At 44.6% G+C, this 20,822-nt stretch carries 23 protein-coding genes; 16 read left to right on the top strand and 7 right to left on the bottom strand.

The features are described from left to right. Nucleotides 1-43 precede the first annotated feature (43 nt). The 10 genes from bamJ (at nucleotide 44) to nqrM (ending at nucleotide 9,869) form a co-directional block, all read left to right on the top strand. A complete protein-coding gene (bamJ, locus tag QVA83_RS15330; protein ID WP_014950800.1) occupies nucleotides 44-664 on the top strand; it encodes a BamJ family beta-barrel-assembly machinery protein in 621 nt (206 codons plus the stop codon). A 299-nt stretch (nucleotides 665-963) separates the two neighbouring features. Next, nucleotides 964-2,142: an enoyl-ACP reductase FabV gene (fabV, locus tag QVA83_RS15335; protein ID WP_014977466.1), complete on the top strand. Its 1,179-nt coding sequence runs from the start codon at nucleotides 964-966 to the stop codon at nucleotides 2,140-2,142. A gap of 512 nt (nucleotides 2,143-2,654) precedes the next feature. After that, a complete protein-coding gene (locus QVA83_RS15340; protein WP_049586994.1) occupies nucleotides 2,655-3,995 on the top strand; it encodes a Na(+)-translocating NADH-quinone reductase subunit A in 1,341 nt (446 codons plus the stop codon). Nucleotides 3,996-3,998: 3 nt separating this feature from the next. After that, nucleotides 3,999-5,201 (top strand): NADH:ubiquinone reductase (Na(+)-transporting) subunit B, encoded by a 1,203-nt coding sequence (locus tag QVA83_RS15345; protein ID WP_014950797.1) that lies wholly within the window; start codon nucleotides 3,999-4,001, stop codon nucleotides 5,199-5,201. Next, nucleotides 5,191-5,955 carry a Na(+)-translocating NADH-quinone reductase subunit C gene (locus QVA83_RS15350; RefSeq protein ID WP_287498648.1) on the top strand — a complete coding sequence of 255 codons (765 nt, stop codon included), beginning with the start codon at nucleotides 5,191-5,193 and terminating at the stop codon, nucleotides 5,953-5,955. The genes QVA83_RS15345 and QVA83_RS15350 overlap by 11 nt, the downstream gene beginning before the upstream one ends. Nucleotides 5,956-5,965: 10 nt before the next feature. After that, nucleotides 5,966-6,598: an NADH:ubiquinone reductase (Na(+)-transporting) subunit D gene (locus tag QVA83_RS15355; protein WP_014950795.1), complete on the top strand. Its 633-nt coding sequence runs from the start codon at nucleotides 5,966-5,968 to the stop codon at nucleotides 6,596-6,598. Between the two features lie 3 nt (nucleotides 6,599-6,601). Next, nucleotides 6,602-7,210, top strand: coding sequence for an NADH:ubiquinone reductase (Na(+)-transporting) subunit E (gene nqrE / locus QVA83_RS15360; RefSeq protein ID WP_014950794.1), 609 nt, complete (start codon nucleotides 6,602-6,604; stop codon nucleotides 7,208-7,210). Between the two features lie 20 nt (nucleotides 7,211-7,230). After that, the gene (gene nqrF / locus QVA83_RS15365) at nucleotides 7,231-8,463 is read left to right on the top strand and encodes an NADH:ubiquinone reductase (Na(+)-transporting) subunit F (protein ID WP_014950793.1); all 1,233 of its coding nucleotides are present in this window, start codon (nucleotides 7,231-7,233) and stop codon (nucleotides 8,461-8,463) included. 137 nt (nucleotides 8,464-8,600) lie between these two features. Beyond that, nucleotides 8,601-9,626, top strand: coding sequence for an FAD:protein FMN transferase (locus QVA83_RS15370; protein WP_014950792.1), 1,026 nt, complete (start codon nucleotides 8,601-8,603; stop codon nucleotides 9,624-9,626). Between the two features lie 9 nt (nucleotides 9,627-9,635). Continuing rightward, nucleotides 9,636-9,869 carry a (Na+)-NQR maturation NqrM gene (gene nqrM, locus QVA83_RS15375; protein WP_014950791.1) on the top strand — a complete coding sequence of 78 codons (234 nt, stop codon included), beginning with the start codon at nucleotides 9,636-9,638 and terminating at the stop codon, nucleotides 9,867-9,869. A 105-nt stretch (nucleotides 9,870-9,974) separates the two neighbouring features. Here the strand turns inward: nqrM and QVA83_RS15380 are convergent, their stop codons facing one another. Together QVA83_RS15380 and QVA83_RS15385 are read right to left on the bottom strand one after the other, a co-directional pair. Further along, entirely contained in the window at nucleotides 9,975-10,274 is a 300-nt protein-coding gene (locus QVA83_RS15380) for a type II toxin-antitoxin system RelE/ParE family toxin (protein WP_014977463.1), read from the bottom strand. Beyond that, complete coding sequence (locus QVA83_RS15385) at nucleotides 10,274-10,480, bottom strand: type II toxin-antitoxin system ParD family antitoxin (protein WP_014977462.1); 207 nt, start codon at nucleotides 10,478-10,480, stop codon at nucleotides 10,274-10,276. Before QVA83_RS15385 ends, QVA83_RS15380 begins: the two co-directional genes overlap by 1 nt. Nucleotides 10,481-10,768: 288 nt before the next feature. Here QVA83_RS15385 and dinB point away from each other — a divergent pair, with 288 nt between their 5' ends. The 3 genes from dinB to QVA83_RS15400 all read left to right on the top strand — a co-directional run bounded on the left by dinB (nucleotide 10,769) and on the right by QVA83_RS15400 (nucleotide 13,261). Then, on the top strand, nucleotides 10,769-11,842 hold the full coding sequence (gene dinB / locus QVA83_RS15390) for a DNA polymerase IV (protein ID WP_287498649.1): 1,074 nt from the start codon (nucleotides 10,769-10,771) through the stop codon (nucleotides 11,840-11,842). Nucleotides 11,843-12,058: 216 nt separating this feature from the next. Further along, entirely contained in the window at nucleotides 12,059-12,307 is a 249-nt protein-coding gene (locus tag QVA83_RS15395; protein ID WP_039216429.1) for a DUF1653 domain-containing protein, read from the top strand. A gap of 63 nt (nucleotides 12,308-12,370) precedes the next feature. Further along, nucleotides 12,371-13,261 carry an MBL fold metallo-hydrolase gene (locus tag QVA83_RS15400; protein WP_049586953.1) on the top strand — a complete coding sequence of 297 codons (891 nt, stop codon included), beginning with the start codon at nucleotides 12,371-12,373 and terminating at the stop codon, nucleotides 13,259-13,261. A 178-nt stretch (nucleotides 13,262-13,439) separates the two neighbouring features. Here QVA83_RS15400 and QVA83_RS15405 read toward each other — a convergent pair whose 3' ends face one another. Further along, a complete protein-coding gene (locus tag QVA83_RS15405) occupies nucleotides 13,440-14,447 on the bottom strand; it encodes a LacI family DNA-binding transcriptional regulator (RefSeq protein WP_039216383.1) in 1,008 nt (335 codons plus the stop codon). A gap of 68 nt (nucleotides 14,448-14,515) precedes the next feature. After that, nucleotides 14,516-15,034, bottom strand: a complete 519-nt coding sequence (locus QVA83_RS15410; protein ID WP_039216382.1) for a gluconokinase — start codon at nucleotides 15,032-15,034, stop codon at nucleotides 14,516-14,518. Between the two features lie 260 nt (nucleotides 15,035-15,294). Here QVA83_RS15410 and QVA83_RS15415 point away from each other — a divergent pair, with 260 nt between their 5' ends. After that, nucleotides 15,295-16,635, top strand: coding sequence for a GntP family permease (locus tag QVA83_RS15415; RefSeq protein ID WP_287498650.1), 1,341 nt, complete (start codon nucleotides 15,295-15,297; stop codon nucleotides 16,633-16,635). A gap of 74 nt (nucleotides 16,636-16,709) precedes the next feature. Here the strand turns inward: QVA83_RS15415 and QVA83_RS15420 are convergent, their stop codons facing one another. Both QVA83_RS15420 and QVA83_RS15425 read right to left on the bottom strand, forming a co-directional pair. Beyond that, nucleotides 16,710-16,949, bottom strand: coding sequence for a VF530 family protein (locus tag QVA83_RS15420; RefSeq protein ID WP_014950784.1), 240 nt, complete (start codon nucleotides 16,947-16,949; stop codon nucleotides 16,710-16,712). A gap of 69 nt (nucleotides 16,950-17,018) precedes the next feature. Further along, nucleotides 17,019-17,924: a sterol desaturase family protein gene (locus QVA83_RS15425; protein ID WP_287498651.1), complete on the bottom strand. Its 906-nt coding sequence runs from the start codon at nucleotides 17,922-17,924 to the stop codon at nucleotides 17,019-17,021. Between the two features lie 86 nt (nucleotides 17,925-18,010). Here QVA83_RS15425 and QVA83_RS15430 point away from each other — a divergent pair, with 86 nt between their 5' ends. Further along, nucleotides 18,011-18,682 carry a Crp/Fnr family transcriptional regulator gene (locus QVA83_RS15430; RefSeq protein WP_049586951.1) on the top strand — a complete coding sequence of 224 codons (672 nt, stop codon included), beginning with the start codon at nucleotides 18,011-18,013 and terminating at the stop codon, nucleotides 18,680-18,682. Between the two features lie 87 nt (nucleotides 18,683-18,769). Here QVA83_RS15430 and rutR read toward each other — a convergent pair whose 3' ends face one another. Next, complete coding sequence (gene rutR, locus QVA83_RS15435; RefSeq protein ID WP_049586949.1) at nucleotides 18,770-19,444, bottom strand: HTH-type transcriptional regulator RutR; 675 nt, start codon at nucleotides 19,442-19,444, stop codon at nucleotides 18,770-18,772. 309 nt (nucleotides 19,445-19,753) lie between these two features. On the opposite strand from rutR, the gene rutA reads away from it, so the two are divergent. After that, nucleotides 19,754-20,822: pyrimidine utilization protein A (gene rutA, locus QVA83_RS15440; RefSeq protein WP_287498652.1), on the top strand; the 1,069-nt coding region annotated here is incomplete at its 3' end.

The raw sequence follows: 20,822 nt of genomic DNA on the forward strand, positions 1-20,822 counted from the left end.
TTGAAATTTGTACTGCATTTGTAATTTAATTTCAGGAGTTCTTGTGACTGATACATTCAATACAGTAGAAACCCAAGCAAGTTACGGCATTGGTTTTCAAATGGGTCAACAATTACAATCAAATCCGTTTGACGGACTAGCGATTGACGCTGTTGTAGCTGGCCTAAAAGACGCCTTCGCAGGTCAAGCGCCTCAGGTTGATAACGACACACTACGTGATGCGTTCGGCGAAATTCACAAGCGTATGCAAGCGGCTAAAGAAGAAGCTAGCAAAGCGGTTATTGAAGAAGGCACAAAGTACCTTGAAGAAAATGCGAAGCGTGACGAAGTAACCGTTACTGAATCTGGTCTTCAGTATGAAGTTATTGCTGAAGGTGACGGTGAAACACCAGTTGCGGCTAGCACTGTACGTGTTCACTACCACGGTACACTTATTAACGGTACCACTTTTGACAGCTCTTACGAGCGCGGCCAGCCAGCTGAATTCCCAGTAGGCGGCGTTATTAAAGGTTGGACTGAAGCACTTCAACTTATGAAAGTAGGTGCTAAGTACCGTTTATACGTGCCACATGATCTTGCTTACGGTGAGCAAGGTGCGGGTGCAGCTATTGCACCATACAGCACGCTTATCTTTGACGTAGAGCTTCTAGACGTTCTAGGTTAATGTGTTGTTCACAGGTGTGCAGTTCTGTACACCTGTGTTCCATTTTTTCTTATTCATAGTTCATAACGTTTTAAAAACTAGCCCGCACTTCGTTGAATTTAGCGATATGGCCTAATGTTTCTTTTTCCTATCTCTTTTCTTCTCTGTCTTTTCTCGTAAATACAAAGCAAAGCTAAATTTGGCACGTTGTTTCATTGGTGTCGCCTTGCGTTTGCGATATGCTAGGTTTCATCTGCTCCGAGTTGTTATCAGTGGCTTCGGCATTACAATAGCCCCACGCTCAAATAAGGAAAATTATTATGGTTATAAAGCCTAAAGTGAGAGGCTTCATTTGTACAAACGCGCACCCTGTTGGCTGTGCAACGGCGGTTGACGAACAAATTGCTTATGTAGAAGCAAAAGGCGACTTAGGCGAAGGCCCTAAAAATGTATTGGTTATTGGTAGCTCTACGGGATACGGCCTAGCATCACGCATTACTTCTGCGTTCGGCTATGGCGCTAAAACGCTGGGTGTGTGTTTTGAAAAAGCACCAACGGAACGTAAAACGGGTACTGCCGGTTGGTACAACACCGCTGCATTCCACGAAAAAGCCAAAGCAAAAGGCTTGTATGCAGAAACTATTAATGGCGATGCGTTTTCCGATGAAATCAAAAATGAAACCATCGAAAAAATCAAAGCTGAAATGGGCAAGGTTGATTTGGTCATTTATAGCCTTGCATCCCCGCGTAGAACCGACCCAGAAACAGGCGTAACGTATAAATCTACGCTTAAGCCTGTAGGGCAGGCGTACACTACGAAAACCTACGATACTGATAAAGACAAAGTGCATGAAGTATCGCTAGAGCCAGCCAACGACGAAGAAATCCTTAACACCATCAAAGTGATGGGCGGTGAAGATTGGGAACGTTGGATGGACTTTTTACGTGAAGCCGATGTGCTTGCTGAAGGCTGTAAAACCACCGCATATACCTATATCGGTAAAGAACTAACATGGCCTATTTATGGTCAAGCGACGATTGGTAAAGCGAAGGAAGACCTGGATCGCGCTGCCGCAGCCATTATTGGTAAAAACAGTGATTTGCTTGTGCAAGCCAATGTGAGCTCGTTGAAAGCACTGGTAACGCAAGCAAGCTCGGCTATTCCTGTAATGCCTCTGTATATTTCACTTATTTACAAAGTGATGAAAGAGGAAGGGACGCATGAAGGGTGTATTGAACAGATTTATGGCTTGTTTACACAGTGCCTATACGGCAATACACCAACGTTAGATGAAGCAAATCGCTATCGCATGGATGGCAAAGAAACTAACGACGCAACACAGGCAAAAATTAAGGCGCTATGGGATCAAGTGACACAAGAGAACTTTCATGACTTAAGTGACTACAAAGGTTACAACCATGAGTTCTTAAAACTGTTCGGTTTTGACATTTCAAGTGTTGATTACGACAGTGAAGTTGACCCAATGGTTAATTGGTAAAACCTAAACTTACCATTAATTAACCTAATGCTTATATGCGCAAAAGCCGTCTGATTTGACGGCTTTTTTGTACCTGATTACAAGTTGATACGGCATATGGATTTGCAAAATGTAAATGAATAAGACCAAAGGTTTACATTAAATTGTAGAAAAATTTGCCTTTATCTAGAAATAGCGTGGCACAAACGTATAGGTTAATGCTAAAATCCCGAAATTAAGTAGGGGTCTTTTCTGCCTCTACCGAAACAGCAGTAGCGATTGCAGCTACACAAAAACAATAATAAGCGTAAATTTCTGCTGGTGGTCTATAAAGAAAGGGCGAATTAAGCGTCCGCAAAAGGAATTATGCGTTACGGCTTCATAACAGGCTGACCGTAGCAATTGCAGCAAGTTCCATCAATCAACAACGAAAAGGTGTTCTACACCTGTTAATAGTGCGCTTTTGCATGCTGACAGGCAGGTTTTCTGCGGTCATGCAAAAGGGTATTTCTATTAGAGTAGTGCGATTACATATGATAAAAATCAAGAAAGGTCTCGACCTCCCAATTGAGGGAGCGCCAAAGCAGGAGATTGCTGATGCATCTGCTGCAACGCGCGTTGCCATTCTGGGAGAAGAATATGTGGGTATGCGCCCTACCATGCACGTCCAAGTTGGCGATGTAGTGAAGAAAGGTCAGGTGCTTTTTGAAGACAAAAAGAACCCTGGCGTTAAATTCACTGCCCCAGCAGCGGGTGAAGTGGTAGAGGTTAACCGTGGTGCAAAACGTGTTCTTCAGTCTGTAGTTATCAAAACGAACGGCAGCGATGCTGTGACATTTGATAAAATTGCAGCTGACCAGATCGCGAGCGCAACACGCGAGCAACTTCAGTCAATCCTTGTAGAGTCAGGCATGTGGACAGCGTTCCGTACACGTCCATTTAGCAAATCTCCTAAGCTAGACTCTGTTCCAAGTTCAATTTTTGTTACAGCAATGGATACCAATCCACTAGCAGCAGATCCTGCTGTGATTATTGCTGAGCGCCAAGACGATTTCGTAAATGGTCTTAAAGCATTAACGCAATTGAGCGGTGGCAAGACTTACGTTTGTAAAGCGGCAGGTGCATCTGTTGCTACTGGCGATGCGGCAGTTGATGTTGAAGAATTTGGCGGTCCTCACCCTGCGGGCCTACCGGGTACTCACATCCACTTCCTTGATTCTGCTGGCATGAACAAAACGGTTTGGCACATCAACTACCAAGACGTTATGGCAATTGGTGCATTGCTGACCTCTGGCGAGCTAGATAACCGTCGTGTTATTTCACTTGCAGGTCCTGCAGCAACTAACCCACGCCTAGTGCGCACCGTAATGGGCGCAGACTTGACCGAGCTTACTGCTAGCGAGCAAGTAGACGGTGAAGTACGTGTTATCTCTGGTTCTGTACTTAGCGGTACGACAGCGATGGGCGTTCACGGCTTCCTTGGTCGTTTCCACACCCAAGTTTCACTACTAAAAGAAGGTCGCGAGAAGAAATTGTTCGGTTGGATCCTACCTGGTTCAAACCAACACTCAGTGACTCGTGCTTACTTAGGTCACCTAAGTGGCGGCAAGAAATTTGATATGACAACAACTACCAATGGTTCTGAACGTTCTATGGTTCCAATTGGTAATTACGAACGCGTTATGCCCCTAGATATCATTCCTACGCTTCTGCTTAGGGACCTGATTTCTGGTGATACTGACGGTGCTCAGACGTTGGGTTGCTTAGAGTTGGACGAAGAAGATTTGGCATTGTGTACTTATGTATGCCCTGGCAAATACAACTACGCTCCTATCTTACGCGACTGTTTGACCACGATAGAGAAAGAGGGTTAAGTCATGGGTTTAAAAGCGTATTTAGAAAAGATCGAACCAAACTTCGAACCAGGTGGTAAGCATGAAAAGTGGTATGCGCTTTACGAAGCTGCGGCGACCATTTTCTACACCCCAGGTAAAGTAAATAAAGCTAACACGCACGTGCGTGACAGCATTGACCTTAAGCGCATCATGATCATGGTATGGATGGCAACATTCCCAGCTATGTTCTTTGGTATGTATAACATTGGTTTCCAAGCGCAAGAAGCAATTGCTGCTGGCGCAGGAACACTACCTGATACGTGGCAAGCAGGCCTATTCGCAGCCCTTGGCGGTGACTTGGCAAATGCGGGTACACTAGGTCTATTCTTCTATGGCGCATGTTTCTGGCTGCCAATCTACGCGGTAACGTTCGCGGTAGGTGGTTTCTGGGAAGTATTGTTCGCGTCTGTGCGCAAGCACGAAGTTAACGAAGGTTTCTTCGTTACATCGGTACTATTCGCACTAACACTTCCAGCTACTATTCCTCTATGGCAAGTTGCACTAGGTATTACCTTCGGTGTTGTAATTGCTAAAGAAGTATTCGGTGGTACAGGTCGTAACTTCCTTAACCCAGCATTGTCTGGTCGTGCATTCCTTTACTTTGCGTATCCTGCGCAAATTTCAGGTGACCAAGTATGGGTAGCGGCAGATGGTTATTCTGGTGCAACGTCTCTAAGCCAAGCGGCTTCAGGCAACCTTGATTACGCGAACATGGATCAGTGGATGAACAGCTTTATCGGTACTATCTCAGGTTCAGCGGGTGAGGTGTCTACCCTTGCTATTATTCTTGGTGGCTTGTTCATCATGTACATGCGTATAGCAAGCTGGCGCATTGTTGCTGGTGTAGCAATTGGTGTGGCGTTCTTCGCAACCTTGCTAAACCTAATCGGCAGCGATACCAACCCTATGTTTGCAATGCCTGCTCATTGGCACTTTGTTGTTGGTGGTCTTGCTTTTGGTATGTTCTTTATGGCGACAGACCCAGTTTCTGCGTCGTTCACAAACCAAGGTAAGTGGGCTTACGGTATCTTCATTGGTTTCATGACGGTACTAATCCGCGTCCTAAACCCAGCCTTCCCTGAAGGTGTAATGCTAGCAATTCTATTTGCTAACTTGTGGGCGCCACTGTTCGACTATTTCGTCGCACAAAGCAATATCAAGCGGAGGGTAGCACGTGTCGGCTAAGAAAGAATCTTTAGGCAAAACGGTAGGTATTGTTGTTGCCGTATGTTTAGTTTGTTCAATTGTTGTTTCTGGCGCGGCTGTTGGTCTTCGCTCTTTACAACAAACAAACGCAGCTCTAGATAAAAAGAGCAACATTCTTAATGCTGCAGGCCTTTATGAAATGGGCATGAGCAATAGCGCAATTGAAAGCACGTACAGCGAGCGAGTAGAGCAGCGTTATGTAAATCTTGACGAAGGTACTTTCGTAGAAGCGCCTAAGCCAGATTACGATATGTATAAAGCAGCCAAAGAAACTGAGTTCAGCACAAAGGTAACTAACAGCAATGTTGGTTTCCAACGCCGCCCTAACGTGGCAAGTGTTTACTTAGTTCGCGACGACGCAGGTGATGTATCTCGTATCATCCTTCCTGTGCACGGCAGCGGCCTTTGGGATCTTATGTACGGTTTCTTAGCGGTAGACGCAGACGGCCAAACGGTTCGCGAGCTTATTTACTATCAGCAAAAAGAAACGCCAGGACTAGGTGGTGAAGTGCAAAACCCTGCATGGCAGGACAAATGGGATGGCAAAGAGCTTTACGAGAATGGCGAAGTTGCTATTCGCGTAGTGAAAAATGCTAACCCTAGCAATCCTCACACTATCGATGCGCTTTCAGGTGCAACCCTAACCAGCAACGGTGTTGAAAACACTATTCGTTACTGGGTAGGCGAGCAAGGCTTCGGCCAGTTCCTGAAGAACCAAGCATGGCGTTCATAAGGGAAGTCTCATGGCAGATACTAAAGAAATGAAAAAGGCCCTCTTTGGGCCAATCCTGGACAACAACCCGATCGCCCTACAGGTATTGGGTATCTGTTCAGCACTGGCAATTACCACTAAGCTGGAAACAGCATTGGTAATGTCGCTTGCGCTTACAAGCGTTGTAGCGTTCTCAAACTTGTTTATTTCACTAATTCGTAACCAGATCCCATCTAGCGTTCGAATTATTATCCAGATGACTATCATTGCGTCGTTGGTAATCGTTGTTGACCAAATTCTGAAAGCGTATTCGTATGAAATATCGAAGCAGCTGTCGGTATTCGTTGGTCTGATTATTACTAACTGTATCGTAATGGGTCGTGCTGAGGCTTACGCCATGAAGAGCCCACCTCTGATGAGCTTCCTTGATGGTATTGGTAACGGCTTGGGTTACTCTTTCATTCTAATTGTTATTGGTACAATTAAAGAGCTATTTGGTTTCGGTACTATTTTAGGTTTCGAAATCCTTCCACTGGTTCAAAACGGTGGCTGGTATCAGGGTAACGGTTTGTTAATCCTACCATTCAGCTCATTCTTCTTAATCGGCGGTATGATTTGGTTTATCCGTACTATCCGTCCAGAGCAAGTAGAGCCTAAGGAGTAAGTCATGGAACATTATTTGTCGTTATTTGTTCGCTCAATTTTCGTTGAGAACATGGCGTTATCACTTTTCTTGGGTATGTGTACATTCCTAGCGGTATCTAAGAAAGTTAAAACTGCTATGGGTCTTGGTGTTGCAGTTATCGTGGTACTAGGTATCTCTGTACCCGTTAACCAAGTTATTTATGTAAACATTCTTGCTCCAGGCGCACTAGCATGGGCAGGTTTCCCAGAAGCTGACCTAAGCTTCCTTAACTTCCTAACGTTTATCGGTGTTATCGCGGCGTTGGTACAGATTCTAGAGATGAGCTTAGACAAGTTCTTCCCTGCGCTTTACAACGCACTAGGTATCTTCCTTCCGCTAATTACCGTTAACTGTGCAATCTTCGGTGGTGTGGCGTTTGCGGTACAGCGTGAATACAACTTCACTGAAAGCATCGTTTACGGCGTTGGTAGTGGTATGGGCTGGGCACTAGCAATTGTATTGCTAGCGGCAGTACGTGAAAAGCTGAAGTATGCTGATATGCCTGATGGTGTTCGTGGTCTTGGTTCTGTATTCATGATCGCGGGCCTAATGGCACTTGGCTTCCAGTCATTCACTGGTATTCAGCTGTAATAGAGCTCGGGAGCATATAAATGAATAACGTAGAAATATTTCTTGGCGTCGGCATGTTTATTGCCATCGTATTGGCGCTAGTATTTATCATTATGTTTGCCAAGTCTAAATTGGTACCAAGTGGTGATGTAACTATCACTATCAATGGTGACCCAGACAAGGCAATCAAAACTGCACCGGGTGGCAAACTACTTGGTGCACTAGCTGACGCAGGTTACTTCGTATCGTCTGCGTGTGGTGGCGGTGGCTCATGTGGCCAGTGTCGTGTAGATGTACACTCAGGTGGTGGTGAAATCCTTCCAACTGAACTAGACCACATCACTAAAGGTGAAGCGCGCGAAGGCTGCCGTCTTTCATGTCAGGTTGCTATCAAGCAGGACATGGAAATTGAGCTGGAAGAGTCGGTATTTGGTGTTAAGAAGTGGGATTGTGAAGTTATCTCTAACGATAACAAAGCAACCTTTATCAAAGAACTTAAGCTTAAAATTCCAAACGGTGAAAGTGTACCTTTCCGTGCAGGTGGTTATATTCAGATTGAAGCGCCAGCGCACCACGTTAAGTACAAAGAGTTCGATATTCCTGAAGAATACCGCGGTGACTGGGAGCGTTTTGGCTTCTTCGACATCGAGTCTAAAGTCGACGAAGAAACTATTCGTGCGTACTCAATGGCGAACTACCCAGAAGAAGAAGGCATTATTATGTTGAACGTGCGTATCGCTACGCCGCCACCTAATAACTTAAGCCTACCTGCGGGTAAAATGTCATCGTACATTTGGAGCCTGAAAGAAGGTGACAAAGCGACTATCTCTGGTCCATTCGGTGAATTCTTCGCGAAAGAAACTGAAAACGAAATGGTATTCGTAGGTGGTGGTGCAGGTATGGCCCCAATGCGTTCTCACATCTTCGATCAGCTTCGTCGCCTTAAGTCTAAGCGTAAGATGAGCTTCTGGTACGGTGCACGTTCACTTCGTGAAATGTTCTATACAGAAGACTTCGACGAGCTAGCAGCAGAAAACGATAACTTTGAGTGGCATGTAGCACTTTCTGATCCTCAGCCAGAGGACAACTGGGAAGGTTACACTGGGTTTATCCACCAAGTACTTCTTGAGAACTACTTGAAAGATCACCCTGCACCAGAAGACTGTGAGTTCTACATGTGTGGACCACCTATGATGAACGCGGCCGTAATCAACATGCTTAAAGATTTAGGTGTTGAGGACGAAAACATCATGCTAGATGACTTCGGTGGCTAGGCGTTTAATTTAAGAGCTACTCGCTTAAAAGTTATTAAGCATATTAAAAGGGGCGTAAGCCCCTTTTTCGTTGAAGCAAAACGCAGAATGCACATAATAGCGATTGAATAATGTGCATATTAGCTAAGGACAACATCGTGATTCGATTTGCTATTCGAATTTTCCTCGCCTTTGTTGCGGTAGGTATTCTACTTCTCGCAAGCTGTAGCGACGAAAAAACGCCTGTAGTACACCTGCAAGGGCAGACAATGGGCACAACCTACAACGTTAAGTACCTTGTAGCGGAGACACCGGTAGAAGGCTTACAAGCTGAAATAGATGCCCGTCTTGTTGAAGTTAACAAGATGATGTCTACTTACGACCCAACGTCAGAACTATCAAGGTTCAATCAATACCGCTACACCGACAATTTCGCCGTATCGCCAGATACGCTAACCGTGGTTAACGAGGCACTACGCTTGGCTAACCTTAGTGGCGGAGTACTTGATGTTACCGTTGGTCCATTGGTTAATTTATGGGGGTTTGGCCCAACTAAGCGCCCTGAAAAAGTACCAAGCCAGACAGACATCGACGATATTCGCGAATATGTGGGTTATAAGAAGCTGTCAACCACGCCTACAGGCTTAAAGAAAAGTCACCCAATGCTTTATGTCGACCTGTCGACTATTGCAAAAGGCTTTGGCGTTGATGAAGTGGCGGAGATCCTTGAAAACCACAACATTGAAAACTACCTTGTAGAAATAGGTGGTGAAATGCGTGTGAAAGGTGAACGAGGCGACGGCAGTGAGTGGCTGATTGCCATTGAAAAGCCAGTTACCACTGAACGTGCTGTTCAAAAAGTTGTCTCAATAGGAGAAAACGCGGTTGCTACATCAGGTGACTATCGCAACTATTACGAAGAAGACGGCGTTCGTTATTCGCATCTAATCGACCCCACAACGGGCAAACCTATCTCACATAACCTGGTTTCGGTTACGGTAATTCATCCTTCTTCAATGACGTCTGATGGTTTGGCTACGGCGTTTAATGTAATGGGATGGGAACAAGCGATAGCGGTTGCTGAGCAAGAACAACTCGCTGTATTCCTCATTCGTCGCACAGAAGATGGATTTGAAGAGTATGCATCGCCAGAATTTGATAAACTGGTCACAGTTCATAATTAGGGGGTAGCAATGTCTACATTCATTCTTGCTTTTGGTTTCTTTCTAACAATGGTACTGGCTATGGCCGTAGGTTACCTTTTTCAGAAAAAATCAATCTCTGGAAGCTGTGGTGGCTTAGGTGCACTAGGTATTGAAAAAGCCTGTGACTGTCCAGAACCGTGTGACCGTAAAAAGTCGCGCATGGAAAAAGAAGAAGCCCGCCAGAAAAAACTAAACGAGTGGAAGCAGAACCAAATTTTGTAATGCTTAACCCATCGTTGGTTTAAGGTTTAAAAGCGCTGTTTGATACTAATCGACAGCGCTTTTTTGTTCTGTGAGTATATCTATCTAGCTCGTTAACGTTGAGTTCTATTGAAGTTGCCGAACGATATCCATTGATTGATGAAGAACCCTAATTATTCTGATACCGTATTTGAACTTTCTAAAAACGATCATATGTTTATTCACATAGCTAGAAAAACACCCCCATTTAATATCATTTCTCGGTATAGCTAACGCCGAGTTGGCATCGTTTGCAAGCTCGATAAATCTTGACTCAAGGTCATCTAAATAATTATTGCGTTGCTCCTTGCCCCAGTACTCTTCGGTATAAACACCGATCTCATATAGATCATTGGCAGCAGCTTTTGAAACGCGGAATTTAGTCACTATCTACTATCTAGCCGTTTCTTAAGAGAGTCCATTGAAAAATTAATGTCGTCTTCACTTTGTTCTCCTTCTTCAATCAAGAGCCTCAGCGCATTTAACTTTGACGATGCGTCTTGTTCCTGAAGCAGTCTCAATGCAGCGCGAATTACCTCGCTTTGATTGTTATAATTGCCTGAACTTACCATCGCTTCGATAAATTCGCTCATACTTCTACTTGGTTGAAATGTAATTGTTCTAGCCATATGACAAACCCTGTAAGTAAATTACTTACAATATAGCCGGATCGTCTCACACTCGCAATTACGCCTAAGTAAAAGTAAGCGTTATTAATGGGCTTATTTGTATTAATTCCTGTTCAACATTGCCTTGAATCATGCGTGTGAGGCATCAATCTTATCAAGAATCGACAACGACATAGTGTAATTAAACGCTATTGATAATATACTGTCTTTTTGTACAGTTTCGTGTGAGCACGTTAAGCTCAAAGGCAGGTAATGCGAAAAATTATCCACGTCGACATGGATTGTTTTTACGCCGCAGTTGAAATGCGCGACAACCCAGCCTTGCGCGATATTCCCATTGCGATAGGCGGCAGTGCCGACCGTCGAGGGGTTATTTCTACCTGTAACTATCCCGCCCGTAAATTTGGTGTGCGCTCAGCTATGGCTACAGCGTATGCTTTAAAGCTATGCCCAAACTTGACCCTCGTAAAAGGGCGCATGGATGTGTACGCTACCGAGTCGCAAAAAATACGTAAGATATTTGCTGATTATACCGACCTCATTGAGCCTTTATCATTAGATGAAGCCTACCTAGACGTGACTAATAGTGAATTTTGCGGTGGCAGCGCCACGTTAATTGCTGAAGAAATACGCGAGCGCATTAAAAATGAACTTGGGCTTACAGCTTCAGCAGGTGTTGCGCCTTGTAAGTTTGTGGCTAAAGTGGCGAGCGATGAAAATAAGCCCGATGGAATTTGTGTTATTACTCCTGATAAGCTCGATGAGTTTGTACGCGAAATGCCACTAAAGAAAATACCGGGCGTAGGCAAAGTCACCATGCAAAAGCTTCAGCGTATGGGGCTTAATACCTGCGACGATGTTCGCCAATACCCTTTTGAGCGCATTCAAAAAGAGCTGGGTAAATTTGGCAGTGTGCTGTGGGAGCGTGCTCACGGTATTGATGAGCGTGAACTATCGGTATCTCGTGAGCGAAAGTCTATCGGCGTAGAGCGCACGCTAAGCGAAGACATTCACACCTTCGAGCAATGCATAGATTTTTTGCCACATTTATTCGAAAAGCTTCAAGAGCGAATGGAAAATCACAAGAAGCGAACGGGTAAGCCTGTACGTATTCGCACGCAGGGCGTTAAGCTTAAGTTTAACGACTTCCAACTAACTACGGTAGAGCACCGCTGTGCCACGCTTGATGAAGCGTATTTTCGCACGTTAATGCAGGAAGCCTTCGAACGAGCAACAGGGCGGGGTATTCGTCTTGTTGGCGTTCATATAGGTCTTGCTGCCGATCAATCAACACAGCAATTGCTGTTACCTTTTGAACCGATTTAGCCGATAAGCTCACTTGTTAAGTACTAACATGCAGTAGCCTCAATCTAACCACTTGTTATACTTAACGCACTGATACTATGCGATAGACTGACAGTTTTGTATTACCCGATTAAAGGCCAATCCCACAGAGTTTAGTTTCTAAGACCATTTAATCTTTGGCAAATGAAAGCGATTGGCTAACCCTTACTATTTTTTCCCACTTTAATGAAGGACGTTATGGACTCGAAAGAACTTAAAACCCCTGGTCGCTACAAACATTACAAAGGTAATTTATACGATGTATACGAAGTGGCGACGCATTCAGAAGATGAAAGTAAGCTAGTGGTATACCGCCCATGCTACGGCGAAAAAGCGCTTTGGGTTCGTCCCCTAGATATGTTTGTTGAGTCGGTTGAAAAAGACGGAGAAACACTCACCCGTTTTGCTTATGTTGGCAATATTCCCGATGATGAAAAAATGATCTAATTGTGAAATTAGGTCATAGTGTAAGAGGTCTTTAATAAACAGGCTTCTTACAAGGAAATAATAATGAAAACTGCACCTCGTCTTAGCGCACACATTTTGGCTGCGTTTATTGCTTCGAGCCCTTTGGTTTATTCAACGATTAATCCCGCAAATGCACAAGATAGATTTGCCGATGTCGAAGTTAAAGCGACAGCGATAAAAGGCTCAGTGCACATGCTTACAGGTGCAGGTGGAAATATCGGCGTATCTGCTGGGGAAGACGGTGTTTTGATCATCGACGATCAATTTGCGCCGCTTGCAGAAAAGATAGCGGCCCAGCTTGGTGAGCTCGGGAGTGACAAGCCAAAGTATGTGATAAACACACATTATCACGGCGACCACACAGGCTCTAATGCGTTTTTCCACAGCCACAAAGGTGCGACCATTCTGGCGCACGAAAATGTGCGTGTTCGTCTAGCTAACGATGAAAAGATAAAACCGGAAGCGCTGCCAACTATCACCTATGAAGACGGCATAAAAATTTACTTCAATGGTGAAACCCTTCACGTCATGCACTTAGCGGTAGGCCACACCGACGGCGATAGCGTAGTGTGGTTCGAGCAACCCAACGTTATGCACACCGGCGACTTGTTCTTTAATGGTCGCTTTCCCTACATCGACCAAGGTGCTGGCGGTAATGTGGAAGGCTATATGGACTCAGTAAAACAGCTGCTTGCCAAAATAGACGATGAAACCGTTATTATTCCTGGCCACGGCGACATCAGTAACAAGCAAGAATACAGCGCATTTTTAGCTATGATCTCTGAAACGTTCAGCTACGTTAAGGCACTTAAGCAAGACGGCAAAACCCTCGATGAAGTTAAAGCGATGGGCTTAGACGATAAGTGGGCCGACTGGAGCTGGAATTTCATCAATGAAGAGAAGTGGATAACTACACTCTATACTGACGCCTAAATAGTATTGGTTACACTTTAATATCGAGCGAGTGTGCAGGGGAGTTTTCTTTACGACCCTGCAATTTCGTTAAAATGGCACTATCACTGGGTTTTTGAGGACTAACTTCAAAGACAATAGGTTAGGAAACGCAGGTTTACGAGCACCAAGTCTAGGGGCTAAAGCTGCCAAACGTCTACTAAGCGGTTTCTCGTATTTTAAGCTCAAAGGGTAGAACTTGGCTCGCTTGTTCAACGTCTTCGCCCTCTATTAGCGATATCAATGATTCAGCTGCCATTTCTGCCATCTTACGGCGCGGGACTGATACGGTGGTTAGGGCAGGGTAAATTGAGCGCGCAAAACTCAAGTCGTTGAAACCGCAGATATCAATATCCTTACCAGGCTTGATACCTCGTCTATTACATTCCATCACCGCGCCAGCAGCAAGCTCGTCACTCACAAAAAATAGCGCATCAGTATCCGGCCATTTATGCAGTGTTTCTGAAAGAAGCTCAGCACCAGCTTGAAATGTGGCGTCGGCTCTAGAAGAAACATATCGCTCGGCGGACAACTCAGCATTGTCCAGTGCGGTTGCCCAGCCCTGTTTTCTCAATATTGCGCGCCAATCTAAAAACAAAGAGCAAAAAGCAATGTTGCGGCGCCCTTTATCGATGAGATGTTGGGTCATAGATTGGGCTGCTAATTCGTTATTTACCCCATAGTTAATATCAAAGGGCTCACTAGAAATATCCATAATTTCGGCCACAGGCGTCCCTGTGGCTAGCAGCATTTTTCTCGTTTCTTCTGTATGGCGCGTCGAAGTAAGAATGAAGCCACTCACGTTCTGTTGAATGTAAGATTCGACAGTACGCTCCTCGCCAAGCTCGGTATAGGTCGAGTCGCCAATCATCAGTGCATAATTGGCTTTGTCGGCAACGGCCTTTACGCCTAACATCACATCGTTAAACACATTGTTTCCAAAAGACGGAAGCAATAACGCGATGGTTCTATTATTGTCTGAGCATAATGACTGGGCGGCGCGGTTCGGAATATAGTTTAGCTCTCGCGCTGCATTTTTGATCTTAAGGGCGAGTGATTTAGAAATGCCACTAGAATTATTAAGCGCGCGAGATACGGTAGTTTTGTGAACCCCCAAATGATTGGCTACGTCTGATATTTTTGTGCGTGACTTTTTTACCTTACTCATTCTTCGATCTTTTTATGTGCTGCTAGGTCCGCTAATCCGCGCGGAAGTGAGTGTTAATGTCGTGATGTTTAATTCGATATCAAAGGGCGTATAAAGTCTTCCGCCTGCTGAGAAACACACTCGAAAGTTTGTGTAACATCAATAATGAATGCGTTGTCTTTAGAAGGCAGCTCTAAGGCTGCAAACTGGCTTTCGAGCATAGCATCACCGTTAAAAAAATGCTCCCGTTGTTTTAATCGCGCACTAAGCACAGACTGTGACGCATGAAGGTAAATAAAGTGGCAGTGAGGCGCGATATCTTTGGTTAGCACGTCACGATAGGCTGAGCGCAGCGCTGAACAGCTTATAACCACGTTCCGGCCGGCGTGAATGTGTTGCTTGGCAATCATGTTTAACGTAATTAACCACTCCCATCTGTCTGCATCCTGCAGTGGTATACCTGAAGACATTTTCTCTACGTTTGCCTCGCTATGGTAACGATCTCCTTCTTCGAAAGGCATGTCAAAACGTTGGGCTAAATGCTGGCTCAATGTCGATTTTCCCGTCCCTGAAACTCCCGAAACGAAAAATACATGGCAATGGGTCATAAGCTTATCTCTTACATTAAAATTCAGGAATACATCAAGAGCGAGTTATTTGGTCTCCATCTTACTCATAAATATTAGTTTGGAAACCGGTTGCGTTCAAGGGGTGATTATAATAGTGTTACCAGATAGCTATCTTGTATTAATAAATATTTAACATTGGCTGGGTTTTTCAACTTAGCTTGTAAAGGTAGCGGGTGATTTCCGTATTATGGCTTCGTCGACATGAAGACAATGTCACTAACAGGTACCAGAGAGCACGTATGACCGATACTTTTTCCCTTCTTTTTGTCGCCATTTGTAGCATTGTGCTTCTCACATATTTAGTTGTAGTTAGAAAAGTTCATGCTTTTATCGCTATCCTTGTGGCAGCAGCGTTTGTTGGCCTGGGTACGGGAATGCAAGCGGCCGACGTACTGGCTTCCATGCAGTCAGGCATGGGCAACACGCTGGGATTTGTAGCGACCATTGTTGGTCTTGGTGCTATGTTCGGGCAATTCTTAGAAGAATCCGGCGGCATTGATAGGCTTTCGCAAACTATCAACAATAAATTTGGTGATAAGAATAGTCAGTGGGCGGTTGTGTTAACGGGGTTTCTTGTTGCTATACCTGTCTTCTTTGAAGTGGGGCTTATCATATTAATGCCTCTTATTTATTCGTTAGCAAAGAAATCAGGAAAGTCGCTTATTTATTACGGAATCCCGCTCACAGCAGGACTCGCTGTCACTCACGCTTTTATTCCTCCAACACCAGGACCTGTAGCGGTAGCTTCAATTTTAGGGGCGGATATCGGCTTAGTCATTTTGTTCGGCTTTATCGTTGGTATTCCTTGCGCCTGTTTAGCCGGCCCAATTTTCGCAACATTTTTAGCGAAACGCCTGCACGTACCTGTCCCAAACCATATCATTGAAGCTTCACATAAAAAGCCAATGGAACTCCCCAGCTTTGGTTCAGTTGCGGCGCTACTGACATTTCCGCTAGTGGCTATTCTGGTGGGTACGTTGGCAAAGTTCACGCTTTCAGAAGGTGTCTTGAAGGAGGCGTTGCTATTTATTGGGCATCCCTTTATCGCCCTGACCATTGCAACCATTGCTTGTTTTAAAGTGCTAGGGAAGAAGCAAGGCTTATCAAGCGAACAAATTAGAAACATTGCATCAAGAGGGTTAGAACCGGTTGCCCTAGTCATACTGGTGACAGGCGCGGGTGGCATGTTTAAACAAGTGCTCATCGATTCTGGGGCGGGGCAGGCCTTCGCCGATGTTGTCGCATTATCGCCGCTCCCACCATTGGCAGCCGGATTTCTTATCGCAATTTCAGTCAGAATTATTCAGGGCTCGGCTACGGTGGCCATGTTAACGGCTGCTGGTTTAATGGGTCCTGTAGTGCAGGAACTGGCGTTTTCACCATCAGTACTCGCCCTGATGACAATTGCTATAGCGGCAGGCGCTACGGCCATGTCTCACGTGAACGATACGGGGTTTTGGATCGTAAACCGTTATTTTGATATTTCTGTGAAAGACACGTTTGTGTCTTGGACTTGTATGGCAACCCTAATAGGTTTTATTGGGCTTTTTCTCGTACTAATGCTTGGTTTATTTGTCTAATGTCCCAAGCGGCTCAGACCCACTTGAATCGTTTTTGTGGAAACCGGTTTCAAGCTTTTGCAGCTCAAATGGCTTTAAGATTCACCATTTGAGGCATTATTACTAAACGTCTGTATATAAAGCTGCTCTACTTTATCTCGCGCCCATTGGGTTTTTCTAAGAAACTTAAGTGACGATTTAATCGAAGGATCGTTATTAAAGCAGTTCACTTTGATGCGGTAATACAATCCATCCCATCCGTAACGCTCGTGAAGTTGCGTGACGATTTTCTCTAGCGTTAAGCCATGTAAGGGATTATTAGGTTGTTGATTCATAAAGTGCCGCTGCTTGTTCTAAATTAAGACCCTAGTCTAGCACGAACCCACTTGCTGCGTATCAATGCGCTAAGCTTTACTTTCAATTGTTTCACTCGTGGGTATTTGTTTTGTGTTCGGTATCAAAGGTTGGCTAGCATCGTTCACTTTCGTTGAAGGACTTTGCACTACTTTAGGCTTTCGCGGTGTTTTATAAAGCGGCCAAATAAGCTGTTCTTTCCAGTTGGCGTAAAACATCCCCTCAATACCGTATTGTGCAGGATACTGCCTGGTGATCTTAGCGGTTCCAAATAGTACATCCCAGAAGAACAACAGGTTTCCATAATTACCTTTATAGTTGGTCACGCCGTCATCGGCTTTTAATCCGTGATGCGCACTATGTGTTGAAGGCGTTGATATCGTGCGTTCAATTACCCAGGCCACAGGATGTAACCTCCGAATATTGTAAAGTCTCTTATCCCATTTCCACTCCGCGTGGGCGCCAGTGATAACGGTAAGTTTAATCACCAAGTAAAAGGCATAGGTCCAACCCAATCCTAGGTAAATTAGTGCACCGGAAAACCATAGCGAAGGCATAAACAGGTAATAGAAAAAGTTATTTCTGTAAATAATGCGAACGCTCATGTACTTAGCGTTATGGTGGGCTCTATGTAAGTTGTAAAGAAATCGGGTGGAATGTGAAAGCCTATGCCACCAATATTGCATCATGTCATCGAAAATCAAAAGTAGCGCTATGTGCAAGAGAATAGGGGAATCTACAAGTATTCCCTGATATTGGGGAAATGCTAGTGCCATCATTGTTGCAGAACAAAATAGAACCAGTGGCTGAGTTACAATAAATAAGAGTAACGTACCTATCAGCTCTACTTTTCCATCATCGCTTACTTCTGTCGCTTTTTTAAATAGCTTACCATTCTTCGCTTCCAGCAAAGCAAACATAATAAAAACCGCTAAAATTGCCCATTGATAACCCATGTAATAACTCCCACCGAGAGATTGTTGAGAGTGAATTTACATTGCGTTAACATGCGAGAATATATACTTGTATAGATTTGAATGTCATGTCTTACATTCACGGCATACAGCAAACCATTATGCCTGACGAATACGTCGAGCTTTGTTTGCCCTTTGGAACGCTAAGAACCTATGCGGCTACTTCGACCATCCACGAAAGGGGAATTAAAAACAAAGGGTTGTCTCTTGTGGTATCAGGAGAAGTAAAGATTGGTAATTATGGCCTGGACGGCAGTTATCAAATTACTACTGTATTGCGACGAGGAGATACGTTTGGCGAGTTTACATTATATGCATCACTTGCAAGAACGCATCACGCTGAAGCGCTAACGGAATGTAAAGTTTTACAAATCCCTGAACCTGCTTATCGTTCTCTCACAAGCCAACACCCAGCGATTACAGAATTCATCACCCGTTCACTGGCAGTAAAGCTTCATTCGGCGCTGGAAAGGTTGGATGATATTCGACGTTTACCTACTCACGTCCAGTTAGCTAAGCTAATTTATCAATCGTATCTTACATCTAAGCACGTCTTTATACCCTTAAGGCAAAGCGATTATGCTGAAAGGTTGGGCGTTACCGTACTTACCGCACATAAATCGTTAACTAAGCTGTATGCTCTAAAGTTGATTGAAAAGCGCTACGGGGGCGTGGCTATTACCCATGTCGAGCGACTGGAAGGTTTTTTAAAAGAAAGTTCGTCACTATTACCATTGTAAGAGCGGTTAATGCGCTCCACATGCGAGAGCGCCAAAAGACCCTCCCTCAAATTTATTCCACGCCCGTGGCAACTCATGCATCAAGTATTACGCTGGCTTTAGCCCGCCTAAAATAATGTGCTGGATGTTGCTTAGCGTGCTCTCGAAGAAAGCGGGATCGCTTAAATCTTTACCAGTTACGGCTTTGATCTGCACGCTGAAATCGGCGTAATGCTGAGTAATGGCCCAAATGCTGAATATCAAGTGTATAGGATCAACAGGCTTTAGCTTACCCGCTTCAATCCATTCGATAATGACGGCGCTTTTCGCGTCCAGCAGTGTTTTGAGCGGCGTTTCTAATTCCTTTATTAAAAGAGGGGCACCTTGTACCACTTCCATACAAAAAAGCTTAGATTCAGCTGGATTGTCTCTCGACATTTCAAGTTTTACTTTAATGTAGTCGCTCAGGGTTTCTATAGGGTCTTGTTCTGCTGAAAAGCTCTGAAGGGGCGTTAACCACACATCTAAAAGGTGGGTAATAACCGATAAGTACAAACCCTCTTTACTTTTAAAGTAATACAGTAAATTACTTTTTGAGACATTCGCTAGTTCCGATACTTGCTCTATAGTGGTGCCACTCACGCCGTTCTTTGAGAACAAGGAAAGGGCAGCATCCATAATGCGAGTACGCTTTTCTAATAACGCTTTTTCTCTTCGCTTTTGCGTGGTCGGGCTAAATGCTCTCGCTGATTTCGTAATTGTTTGACCTTCAGATTTACTCACTACTTGTCTCTTCTTTACCGGAATTTCCGTGATCAGGCGCTTAGTTTACGTGGAGTTTTCGTCGCTATAAACCCATTTGCACAAATATGCACCAATTAAGTTCAATTGCACTGGACTTGGTGTTCCAAATTGAACCACTAAGTCCAATTTGGTGTGTTGAAATTTTTAAGTTACTGAATTTTATAGATTAAATAAATTGGCCTGCTTTATGCTGTTCACTAAGTATACCGCCACTTCAATGTTTTGAATTCGGCAACCTTAAAAAAAGCGGGATAAACCGCTTAAAACGCATACAAGCAGAGGTACAACATGGATATAGGTGTATTTATTCCGATTGGGAACAACGGCTGGCTAATTTCTAAAAATTCGCCTCAGTTCAAACCTTCCTTCGATCTCAACAAAGAGATTGTAATGAAGGCTGAAAAGTACGATATGGATTTTGCGCTCTCTATGATCAAGCTACGAGGGTTTGGCGGTGAAACCGAATTTTGGGACTACAACTTAGAGTCGTTTACGTTAATGGCAGGCCTTGCCGCCGTTACCTCAAAAATTCAACTATATGCCACGGCTGCCACACTAGTCTTGCCGCCTGCAATCATGGCGCGCATGGCCAGTACCATCGACTCTATCTCCAACGGACGTTTTGGCGTAAACCTAGTCACTGGCTGGCAACGCCCTGAATACTCGCAAATGGGTATGTGGCCGGGCGATGAATTTTTCGGTAACCGCTATGAGTATTTGGATGAATACATTCAGGTAGTCAAAGAATTATGGGAAACCGGAAAAAGCGATTTTAAAGGCGAGCATTTCCAAATGGATGATTGCCGAATGTTGCCCAAGCCACAGCGAAAAATTCCACTTATCTGTGCCGGTCAAAGCGCAGCAGGCATGGATTTCTCTGCCCGTCATGCCGACTATAATTTCTGCTTTGGTAAAGGCGTAAATACACCTACCGCTTTTGCACCAACCGCAGCGCGCTTAACTGAAGCGGCTGAAAAACAGGGTCGCAGCGTAGGTTCAGCGGTACTTATCATGGTTATTGCCGATGAGACGGATGAAGCCGCCATGGCGAAATGGGAAAGCTATAAAGACGGCAAAGATCAGTCCGCGTTGGACTGGATGGCAACGCAAGGAGCTGCTGATAAGAAATCGGGTAAAGACACGAATATCCGCGATATGACCAACCCAACCTCAGCAGTAAACCTGAACATGGGGACGCTGGTGGGTTCTTATGAGTCGGTGGCCTCTATGCTTGATGAAATAGCCACAGTGCCGGGCTGTGAAGGTGTATTGCTGACCTTCGATGACTTCCTTAAAGGCATGGATGATTTCGGCACTAAAATTCAGCCGCTAATGAAATCCCGTCAGCACTTGCTTA

Origin of the sequence: Alteromonas sp. AO-Serp, from assembly GCF_017849675.1 — a bacterium.
GTDB classification, from domain to species: Bacteria; Pseudomonadota; Gammaproteobacteria; order Enterobacterales; family Alteromonadaceae; genus Alteromonas; species Alteromonas macleodii.

Bases quoted from the DNA above. Each gene is read 5' to 3' on its own strand.
- QVA83_RS15355 (WP_014950795.1), top strand. From the start codon at position 5,966: ATGGCAGATACTAAAGAAATGAAAAAGGCCCTCTTTGGGCCAATCCTG.
- QVA83_RS15395 (WP_039216429.1), top strand. From the start codon at position 12,059: ATGGACTCGAAAGAACTTAAAACCCCTGGTCGCTACAAACATTACAAA.
- QVA83_RS15430 (WP_049586951.1), top strand. From the start codon at position 18,011: ATGTCTTACATTCACGGCATACAGCAAACCATTATGCCTGACGAATAC.
- nqrE (WP_014950794.1), top strand. From the start codon at position 6,602: ATGGAACATTATTTGTCGTTATTTGTTCGCTCAATTTTCGTTGAGAAC.
- QVA83_RS15385 (WP_014977462.1), bottom strand. From the start codon at position 10,480: ATGAGCGAATTTATCGAAGCGATGGTAAGTTCAGGCAATTATAACAAT.
- QVA83_RS15415 (WP_287498650.1), top strand. From the start codon at position 15,295: ATGACCGATACTTTTTCCCTTCTTTTTGTCGCCATTTGTAGCATTGTG.
- fabV (WP_014977466.1), top strand. From the start codon at position 964: ATGGTTATAAAGCCTAAAGTGAGAGGCTTCATTTGTACAAACGCGCAC.
- nqrM (WP_014950791.1), top strand. From the start codon at position 9,636: ATGTCTACATTCATTCTTGCTTTTGGTTTCTTTCTAACAATGGTACTG.
- QVA83_RS15425 (WP_287498651.1), bottom strand. From the start codon at position 17,924: ATGGGTTATCAATGGGCAATTTTAGCGGTTTTTATTATGTTTGCTTTG.
- QVA83_RS15345 (WP_014950797.1), top strand. From the start codon at position 3,999: ATGGGTTTAAAAGCGTATTTAGAAAAGATCGAACCAAACTTCGAACCA.
- QVA83_RS15420 (WP_014950784.1), bottom strand. From the start codon at position 16,949: ATGAATCAACAACCTAATAATCCCTTACATGGCTTAACGCTAGAGAAA.
- QVA83_RS15340 (WP_049586994.1), top strand. From the start codon at position 2,655: ATGATAAAAATCAAGAAAGGTCTCGACCTCCCAATTGAGGGAGCGCCA.
- QVA83_RS15400 (WP_049586953.1), top strand. From the start codon at position 12,371: ATGAAAACTGCACCTCGTCTTAGCGCACACATTTTGGCTGCGTTTATT.
- QVA83_RS15405 (WP_039216383.1), bottom strand. From the start codon at position 14,447: ATGAGTAAGGTAAAAAAGTCACGCACAAAAATATCAGACGTAGCCAAT.
- nqrF (WP_014950793.1), top strand. From the start codon at position 7,231: ATGAATAACGTAGAAATATTTCTTGGCGTCGGCATGTTTATTGCCATC.
- dinB (WP_287498649.1), top strand. From the start codon at position 10,769: ATGCGAAAAATTATCCACGTCGACATGGATTGTTTTTACGCCGCAGTT.
- QVA83_RS15410 (WP_039216382.1), bottom strand. From the start codon at position 15,034: ATGACCCATTGCCATGTATTTTTCGTTTCGGGAGTTTCAGGGACGGGA.